Below are 8,673 nucleotides of genomic sequence, written 5' to 3'. Positions count from 1 at the left end.
CCGGGTCGTCGGGCGCCTGCCAGGGCAGCAGGCTGAGGGCCACGACGGCCGTGCCGGCGACCGCCCCCGCGATGGTGAGCGTGGGCTTCAACGACAGGCCGGCGAACAGGTGCAGACCGCTCTTGCCGGCAGCACTCGCCGCCGACGCGGCGCCGCCCACCCACGACGGGTCGGCCAGCGCGGCGGGCAGCGGCAGCAGGCCCACCGCCCCGACCAGGCGCTCGGCGGGGGTCAGCAGGTGCCCGGCGGTCGAGCACCGCGCGCACCCGCGCACGTGCCGGTCGAGCCGCTTGAACCAGTGCGCGTCGGGGCGACGGTCCCAGCCCTGCGCGAGGGAGGTCAGCTCGGGGCAGCGGGGGGACATACGCCACGCGGCGACGAGGATGCGGGCCCGGGCGAAGTGCGCCTTCATCCGCTGCACCCGGACAGCCGTGTGCGCGGTGGTGATGCCCAGCGCCCCGGCCACCTCGGCCCGGGTCAGCCCGCCCGACTCCTCCTGCCACCACAGCGCGAGGATGCGCCGGTCGTCCGGGCCGAGCCAGCGGCTCGCCTCGGCGAACGCGTCGCGCTCCCCGGCGAGTTCGAGCCGGTTGAGCGCCCCGCCGACGAACTCCGCGTCGGGGTCGGGCAGGTCGGGTGCCTCGTGCAGCGGCAGCTGGCGCACGCCCGCCCCGCGCCGGTCACGGTCCTGGATCTGACGGATCGCGATGGCGATCAGCCAGGACCGGAACCGGTCGGGGTCGCGCAGCCCGGGCAGGCTCTGCACGACCCGCACCATCGTCTCCTGGACGACGTCGTCGACGTCGGGGTGCCCGTGCAGGGCCCGGCCCACGATGTTGTACACCAGCGGCAGGTGGGACCTGAGCAGGTCCGCGAGCGCCCGTCGGTCACCCGCCCGCGCGGCCTGCACCAGCTCGGTGTCGGCCACGGCGTGCATCGGGTCCTCCGGCGACGACAAGGTCATAACAATTCCGGGCGCATCCTGACACGCGACTTTCGGGACTGTAAAGGCCGCGCGCCCCCGGCTGAGAAACCTCGCGAGGCGGTGTTATCGGTGCGCGACCCGCGCGTCCACTAACTAGCGGTGTCGCTGCCTAGCGATCACCTTCGATTGGAAAGCGCTTGCCACTGGTCCGGATCTTCGCTGGCGCGAAGGCCTGGCACCGCGCACGTCCCAGATGCAAAAGGAGCAGTTCCCATGTCACTACGACGGCGCCGCACGGCGCTGATCGGGGCGGCCATCGCGGCGGCGATGGTCGCGGCCGCCGGCGGGGTGATCGCCGCAACTTCCGCCCAGGCCGCCACCGGCTGTCGGGTCACGTACTCCGTGGCGTCGCAGTGGCCCGGCGGGTTCGGCGGCAACGTCTCGGTCACCAACCTCGGTGACGCGCTCAACGGCTGGACGCTGACCTGGAGCTTCACCGCCGGGCAGACCGTCACCCAGGCGTGGAACGCCACCGTCACGCAGAGCGGCTCGGCCGTGACCGCCACCAACGTCGCCTACAACGGGGCCCTGGCCACGAACGCGTCCGCGTCGTTCGGGTTCAACGGTTCCTGGAACAACTCGAGCAACCCCGTCCCGTCGAGCTTCGCGCTCAACGGCACGACCTGCACCGGCTCGACGTCGACCTCGGCCGCGACCACCACGCGGGCCACCACCGCCGCGCCGACCACCACCCGGGCCGCCACTACGCGGCCCGCGACGACCGCCGCGCCGACCACCCGCGCGCCGGTGACGACCGGCAGCTCCACGCTGGGCTCCTGGCCGACGAAGACCGGCGACATCAGCCTGTCCAACGGCACGATCAGCGTCTCCGGCACGTACGACGGCGGCATGAAGCGCATCTGCTGCATCGGCGACGGCGGTCAGTCCGAGTCGCAGGACCCGGTGCTCGAGGTCGCCAACGGCGGCACGGTGAAGAACCTGATCATCGGTTCGCCGGCCGGCGACGGCATCCACTGCCTGGGCACCTGCACCATCCAGAACGTCTGGTGGGAGGACGTCGGCGAGGACGCCGCGACGTTCCTGCAGACCAACGGCGGCACGTCGTACGTCATCGGCGGCGGCGCCAGGTCGGCCTCCGACAAGGTGTTCCAGCACAACGGCAACGGCACGGTCAACATCTCCGGCTTCTACGCCGAGAGCATCGGCAAGCTGTACCGCGGCTGCGGCAACTGCACGAACAGCTACCAGCGCCACGTCGTCGTGACGNCATCCACGCCTGCGCCATGTACCAGGGCGTCGCGAAGGGCTCCGAGCCGACCTACCTCGGCGACGGCGTCAACAACGCGTACTGCAGGTTCACGTCCGCGGACATCATCTTCCAGTAGGCGCCCGGGGCGGCCGTCGCGGGCTCGGCGGCCGCCCCGGTCCGTCCCCTGTCGAACCGAGGAGCATCCACCGTGAAATCCGCACGATCGCGCCGGCTGGTGCGCGTGGCGGCGCCGCTCGCCGCCCTCGCCGCCCTCGGCGCCGTGGCGCTGGTGACGGCCACCTCCGCCAACGCCGCCACGCTGTTCAGCGACACCTTCGAGGACGGCAACGCCGACGGCTGGTCCAAGTCGGGCGGCACCTGGGCCGTCGGCACCGACGGCTCGCGCGTCTACACCCAGTCCAACTCCGGCTCCGAGCTGGCCCGCGTGTTCGCCGGCCAGACGAGCTGGACCGACTACGCCGCGCAGGCGCGGGTCAAGCCGCTCGCGTTCGGCGCGGCGACCCGCTACGTGGGCGTGGCCGCCCGGTCGGGCAGCTCGTCGAGCTTCGACCGGCTCGTGCTGACCGACGCGAACCGGGTGGAGCTGCAGGCCGTGCGCAGCGGCACGGTGACGGTCATCGGGTCGGCGGCGCTGACCGTGTCGACCGGCACCTGGTACACGCTGCGCATCGAGGCCCAGGGCAGCGCCCTGCGCGGGTACGTCAACGGCACCCTGGTCGCGAGCGGCTCCGGCAGCCAGGCGAGCCAGGGCCGCATCGTCCTGCAGACGTTCCACGCGTCGGCCTCGTTCGACGACGTGCTGGTCGAGACGCTCGGCACCACCACGCCGACGAGCGCCGCCCTCACGACGACACGTCCGGCGACCACGACGGTCGGCCCGACGTCCGCCGCGCCGACCACGTCGCGCGCGCCGGTCACCAGCGCGGCGCCGACCAGCTCGACCCCGGCGAACACGCTGATCGTGGCCACCAACGGCAACGACGCCAACGCGGGCACGCTGTCCGCGCCGCTGGCGACGCTGGGCCGGGCGGTGACGCTCGCGACCGCGGGCACCACGATCGCGCTGCGCGCCGGGACGTACCAGTTCAGCGCGAACGTGCAGATCTACAAGGACGGCACCTCCGCCAACCCGTACACGATCACCAGCTACAACGGCGAGAAGGTGATCCTCGACGGGGAGAACCTGCCGTACACGCCGGCGGCAACCGGCGGCAGCATCCCGAACGCGGACCGGGGCCTGCTGCACATCGAGGCCGACTACTGGCGGGTGCGCAACGTGGAGATTGTCCACGCGCCGTACGCCATCTTCTGCCGCGACTGCAACAACAACATCTTCGACCGGCTGACCACCCGCGACAACTACGAGTCGGGCCTGCAGATCCAGGGCGCGGCCAGCAACAACCAGGTGCTCAACCTGGACAGCTACGGCAACCGGGACCCGCGCAAGAACGGCGAGAGCGCCGACGGGCTGGCCATCAAGGAGGGTTCGGGCACGGGCAACGTGGTGCGCGGCGCCCGGCTGTGGAACAACTCCGACGACGGCTTCGACGCCTGGCTGTTCACCTCGCCGATCCTCATCGAGAGCTCGGCGGCGTGGGGCAACGGCTTCAACCGGTGGAGCCTGCCGAACTACGTCGGCGACGGCAACGGCTTCAAGATGGGCGGCGGCGACCCGGACCCGCCGGCGAACCACACCATCCGCAACAGTTTCGCCTTCGACAACGCGGTGGGCGGGTTCATCGACAACGGCAACCCGGGCACGGTCACCGTCGCCTTCAACACCGCGTTCCGCAACGGCGACGGCGGCTTCAAGTTCGGCAGCTCGACGTCGGTCCTGACGAACAACCTCGCCCTCACCAACGGCGCCGGGGTCACCCTCGGCTCGTCGAGCGCCTCCGGCAACTCCTGGAACATCAAGAGCTCATGGAGTACGGCCGACGTGGCCAGCACCGACACGTCGGTGATCACGGGCGCGCGCAACAGCGACGGCAGCATCCGCCCGTCGTCGTTCCTGCGACCGGTCGCCTACCCGAACCTGGGCGCCCAGATCTAGCCGGAGCGGAGTTCCGGGGAGGGGGCGGCCGTCCACCGCTCCCTCCCCGGCCAGGGTGTAGGCGGCGTCCTGCATGTCGGCGACGGACACGTGGCCGAGACCGGGCCAGGTCTCGGTCCGCACTTTGTCGTCGGCGTGCGGGGCCGACCACACCGACCGCATCTTCCCATACCCGCCGGCCATGCCGGCGGGCGTGCGAAGCGGGTCGACCTCCCCGGTGGAGAACAACGCGGGCCTGGGGGCCGCGATGCCCGCCATCGGGGAGGTCGAGGTGCGGGCCGCCGGTTACGCCGGGTCCGCGATGTCGATGCGGCGGGCCGGCGAGAGCCGCTGGGTGCGGTCGTCGCCCGCCTCGGTCGAGATCGGCCAGCCGATCCGCAGCGCCAGGTATGGGTGCCCGGGCTCCGGCAGCACGTCGCGCAGCGCGTTGCGCAGGGCCTCGACCTCCACCACGTTGCTGATCGGCGAGGTGGCGAGCCCGTGCACCGTGGCCTCCAGCAGCACGGCCGACAGCGCCTCGCCGGCCCGCAGCCAGGACGCCGGGTCGTCGTGCTCGCCCCAGAACAGGGCGTACGAGGCGCAGCGGTCGAGCAGCACCGGGCCGGCGCCCGGCTCGGGGTCGGCGTCCGGCACGAACTCGCGCACGGGCACCACCCGGGCCGCGGCGGCCGGGGCGTTCGCGGCCGGCATGCCGTCGCGGGCGTAGCGCGGCCGGTGCGTCCAGCCGTCGAGGTCCGCGACGTAGCGTTCATCGCCGGCCTCCACCAGGGCGGCGCCCTCGGTGAGGCGGGCGAGCAGCCCGACGCCCTCGGCGTCGAGGAGGGTCAGCCGGGTGTCCTCGGCCGCGGCGACCGACCGCAACCGGTCCAGCAGCATGGTGGACACGGGGATCTCGGCGAACGGCCGGCGGTCGGTGCGCCGGCGGGCCATCGCCGCGAAGCGCGCGTACTCGGTGTCGTCCTCCACCAGGACGCCGGGGAACCGCAGGCTGACCCGGGCGAGCAGGTCGGGCGTGCCGGGGTAGGGCAGCCGGTCGACCACGACCTCGTCGCCGCTCGCGGCCAGCGCCGTACGCAGGTGGTGCAGCGCGGTGCCGCAGCTGAGCGTGAGCAGCAGCCCGGCCGGGTCGATGGAGACGACCTGGCGTTCGCGGTCGGCCCACAGCTCGACCGCGTCGTCCAGGACCCGCCACCGCCAGGGCTGGGTGTTCCAGACCGACGGGGCCCGCAGCGCCATGTGCGCTGCCCACTGCAGGTGACTCGCGCGGCTCAACAGGTCTCGACTCATAGGTGCAGCCTCGACCCGCCGGCGGCGGACCGCCCAGGGTCCAAGGCCCCGCCGACCCGAGACACACGGCCCTACGGACCGTCCGGCGCAGGACGTACCACGAGGGTGAGGGCGCGACCGCGCCCGCGTTACGGGAGGTCGACGATGACCAAGCGCGTCTACGACTTTGCCGAAGGAAACAGGTACCTTGCCGATCTGCTCGGCGGCAAGGGCGCCAACCTGGCCGAGATGACCAGGATGAGCCTGCCGGTTCCCCCCGGTTTCACGATCACCACCGAGGCCTGTCGGGAGTACCTCGCGGCGGGCACCCTGCCGCAGAGCCTGATCGACGAGGTCGCCGGGCACCTGCGCCGGATGGAGGCGGCGATGGGCCGCCGGCTCGGCGACCCGGATGACCCGCTGCTGCTGTCCGTGCGCTCCGGCGCCCGGTTCTCCATGCCCGGCATGATGGAGACGGTGCTGGACATCGGACTGACCGACGCGACGGTCGCGGGCCTCGCCCGGCACACGGGCGACGAGCGGTTCGCGTGGGACTCCTACCGCCGCCTCATCCAGATGTTCGGCCGCACGGTCTGCGGCGTCCCCGCCGACGCGTTCGACGAGGCGCTGACCACCGAGATAGCGCTCGCCGGGGTGCCCAGCGAGACCCAGCTCTCCCCGGACCACCTGCGCACTCTCGTCGAGACCTACAAAAAGATCTTCCTGGAGTACGCCGGGGAGAGCTTCCCGCAGGACCCGACCGAGCAGGTGCTGCGCGCCATCCGGGCCGTCTTCGCCTCGTGGAACACCGAGCGGGCGGTCATCTACCGGCGCCAGGAACGCATCCCGGCCGACCTGGGCACGGCGGTCAACGTCCAGGCCATGGTGTTCGGCAACCTGGGCGCCGACTCCGGCACGGGCGTCGCGTTCACCCGCGACCCGGCCACCGGGGCGCGCGGCGTCTACGGCGACTACCTGGCCAACGCCCAGGGCGAGGACGTCGTGGCGGGCGTGCGCAACACGGTGCCGCTGCAGGAGCTGGCCGCGCTGCACCCGGACTGCTTCCGGCAGCTGACCGGCATCATGGCCCAGCTGGAGCACCACTACCGCGACCTGTGCGACATCGAGTTCACGATCGAGCGCGGCACGCTGTGGATGCTGCAGACCCGGGTCGGCAAGCGCACCGCCGAGGCGGCGTTCATCATCGCGTCCCAGCTCGTCGACGAGTGGACCATCGACCTGAACGACGCGCTGCGCCGGGTCTCCGGCACGCAGCTGGACCACCTGATGTTCCCCCGGTTCGACCTGAGCGGCGCCCCGAAACCGCTGGCGACCGGGGTGCCCGCGTCGCCGGGCGCGGCCACCGGGCGGGTCGTGTTCACCGCCGAGGCCGTGGCCGCCGCCGACGGGCCGGCGATCCTGGTGCGCCGCGAGACCAACCCGGACGACCTGCCCGGCATGATCGCGGCGGTCGGCATCCTCACCAGCCGGGGCGGCAAGACGTCGCACGCCGCGGTGGTCGCGCGCGGCATGGGCAAGACCTGCGTCTGCGGCGCCGACGCGATCGACGTCGACCCGGCCGCGGGCCGGTTCACCGTCGGCGGCCGGGAGGTGCGCGAGGGCGACACGATCTCGATCGACGGCACGACCGGCCGGGTGTACGCGGGCGCGCTGCCCGTCCTCGCCTCGCCCGTGGTCCGCTACTTCGAGGGCGAGTTGGCGCCGGACGCCGAACCGCTGGTCGCGGCCGTGCACCGGATCCTGTCGCACGCCGACGCGGTGCGCCGCCTCGGCGTGTGGGCGAACGCGGACACCCCCGAGGACGCGGCCCGCGCGCGGCGTTTCGGCGCCGTCGGCATCGGCCTGTGCCGCACCGAGCACATGTTCCTCGGCGAGCGGCGCGCGCTGGTGGAGCGGCTGATCCTGGCCGCCGACGACGCGGCACGCGAGGCCGCGCTGGCCGAGCTCCTGCCGCTGCAGCGGGCGGACTTCGTCGGGATCCTGCAGGCCATGGACGGTCTGCCCGTCACGGTGCGGCTGCTCGACCCGCCGCTGCACGAGTTCCTGCCGGCGCTGGAGGACGTCACCGCCGCGTACGCGCGGGCGGAGGCGCTCGGCGCGGTCGGGCAGCGGGAGGCTGAGCTGTTGCCGGCGGTGCGCCGCATGCACGAGCAGAACCCGATGCTGGGCCTGCGCGGGGTGCGGCTCGGCCTCGTCGTCCCCGGCCTGTACGCCATGCAGGTGCGGGCCCTGGCCGAGGCGGCCGCCGAGCGGATCCGCGCGGGCGGCCACCCCCGGCCGGAGATCATGGTGCCGCTCGTCGGCACCGTGCAGGAGTTGGAGATCGCCCGGCACGAGATCCTCGACGTGCTGGCCTCGGTCGAGGGCGCGCCGGCGATCCCGGTCGGCACCATGATCGAGACCCCGCGCGCGGCCGTGACGGCCGGCGAGATCGCGGGCGCCGCCCAGTTCTTCTCGTTCGGCACGAACGACCTGACGCAGATGACCTGGGGCTTCTCGCGCGACGACGTGGAGGGCTCGTTCTTCCCGCGCTACCTGGACCTCGGGGTGTTCGAGGTGTCGCCGTTCGAGTCGCTCGACGGGCGCGGGGTCGGCCGGCTCGTGCGGCTCGCCGTCGAGGAGGGCCGCGCCGTGCGGCCCGGCCTCAAGATCGGCGTGTGCGGGGAGCACGGCGGCGACCCGCGCTCCGTGGCGTTCTTCCACGAGGCGGGCTTGGACTACGTGTCCTGCTCGCCGTACCGCGTCCCGGTCGCCCGGTTGGAGGCTGGCCGGGCCGCGGTGGCTCAGCCGGGTCGAGGCAGCGACACCCGCTGAGCCGGAGGTGGTGGGCGCCGCGACGCGGTGCGGCGCCCACCACCGGTTGACGTGCCCGCGAACCGGCCTGGCAGGGCGTCCCCGTGCGATACCGTCGGTGCGGCGAAATGTCTGGTTCCGGGGGTTGTAGGCGTTGACACACAGGGGCCGTGCGACTGTGGGCGCGGGTCGGTGGGCCGCGGGCGCGGCGCTGCTGGCGGCGACCCTCGTGCTCGCCTCAGGCTCGGCGCGGCCGACCACCCTTCCCGACGCCGCGCCCGCGCCGCTGCCCCACGTCGAGGCCGCGGCGCCGCCCGCCGCGCC

At 73.2% G+C, this 8,673-nt stretch carries 5 protein-coding genes; 3 read left to right on the top strand and 2 right to left on the bottom strand.

Features of this window, described 5'->3' with window-relative positions; all coding sequences use genetic code 11:
• A partial coding sequence (locus ABD211_RS23405; protein ID WP_344135871.1) for an RNA polymerase sigma factor occupies positions 1-964 on the bottom strand: 964 nt, incomplete at its 3' end.
• A 234-nt stretch (positions 965-1,198) separates the two neighbouring features.
• Between ABD211_RS23405 and ABD211_RS23400 the strand changes: the two genes are divergently transcribed.
• Positions 1,199-2,407 (top strand): pectate lyase, encoded by a 1,209-nt coding sequence (locus ABD211_RS23400; protein WP_344135868.1) that lies wholly within the window; start codon positions 1,199-1,201, stop codon positions 2,405-2,407.
• Complete coding sequence (locus ABD211_RS23395; RefSeq protein WP_344135865.1) at positions 2,404-4,269, top strand: right-handed parallel beta-helix repeat-containing protein; 1,866 nt, start codon at positions 2,404-2,406, stop codon at positions 4,267-4,269. Before ABD211_RS23400 ends, ABD211_RS23395 begins: the two co-directional genes overlap by 4 nt.
• A gap of 285 nt (positions 4,270-4,554) precedes the next feature.
• Here the strand turns inward: ABD211_RS23395 and ABD211_RS23390 are convergent, their stop codons facing one another.
• A complete protein-coding gene (locus ABD211_RS23390) occupies positions 4,555-5,556 on the bottom strand; it encodes an Acg family FMN-binding oxidoreductase (protein WP_344135862.1) in 1,002 nt (333 codons plus the stop codon).
• Positions 5,557-5,700: 144 nt separating this feature from the next.
• On the opposite strand from ABD211_RS23390, the gene ppdK reads away from it, so the two are divergent.
• Positions 5,701-8,370, top strand: a complete 2,670-nt coding sequence (ppdK, locus tag ABD211_RS23385) for a pyruvate, phosphate dikinase (protein WP_344135859.1) — start codon at positions 5,701-5,703, stop codon at positions 8,368-8,370.
• Positions 8,371-8,673: the final 303 nt, after the last annotated feature.

This window comes from Luedemannella flava (genome assembly GCF_039528515.1).
Lineage (GTDB): Bacteria > Actinomycetota > Actinomycetes > Mycobacteriales > Micromonosporaceae > Luedemannella > Luedemannella flava.
Note: the sequence above shows the minus strand (reverse complement) of the source record. Positions and strands in the feature narration are given on the sequence as shown.

What these genes read in the sequence shown, in the direction of transcription:
- ABD211_RS23390 (WP_344135862.1), bottom strand. Translation starts at nt 5,556, where the DNA reads ATGAGTCGAGACCTGTTGAGCCGCGCGAGTCACCTGCAGTGGGCAGCG.
- ppdK (WP_344135859.1), top strand. Translation starts at nt 5,701, where the DNA reads ATGACCAAGCGCGTCTACGACTTTGCCGAAGGAAACAGGTACCTTGCC.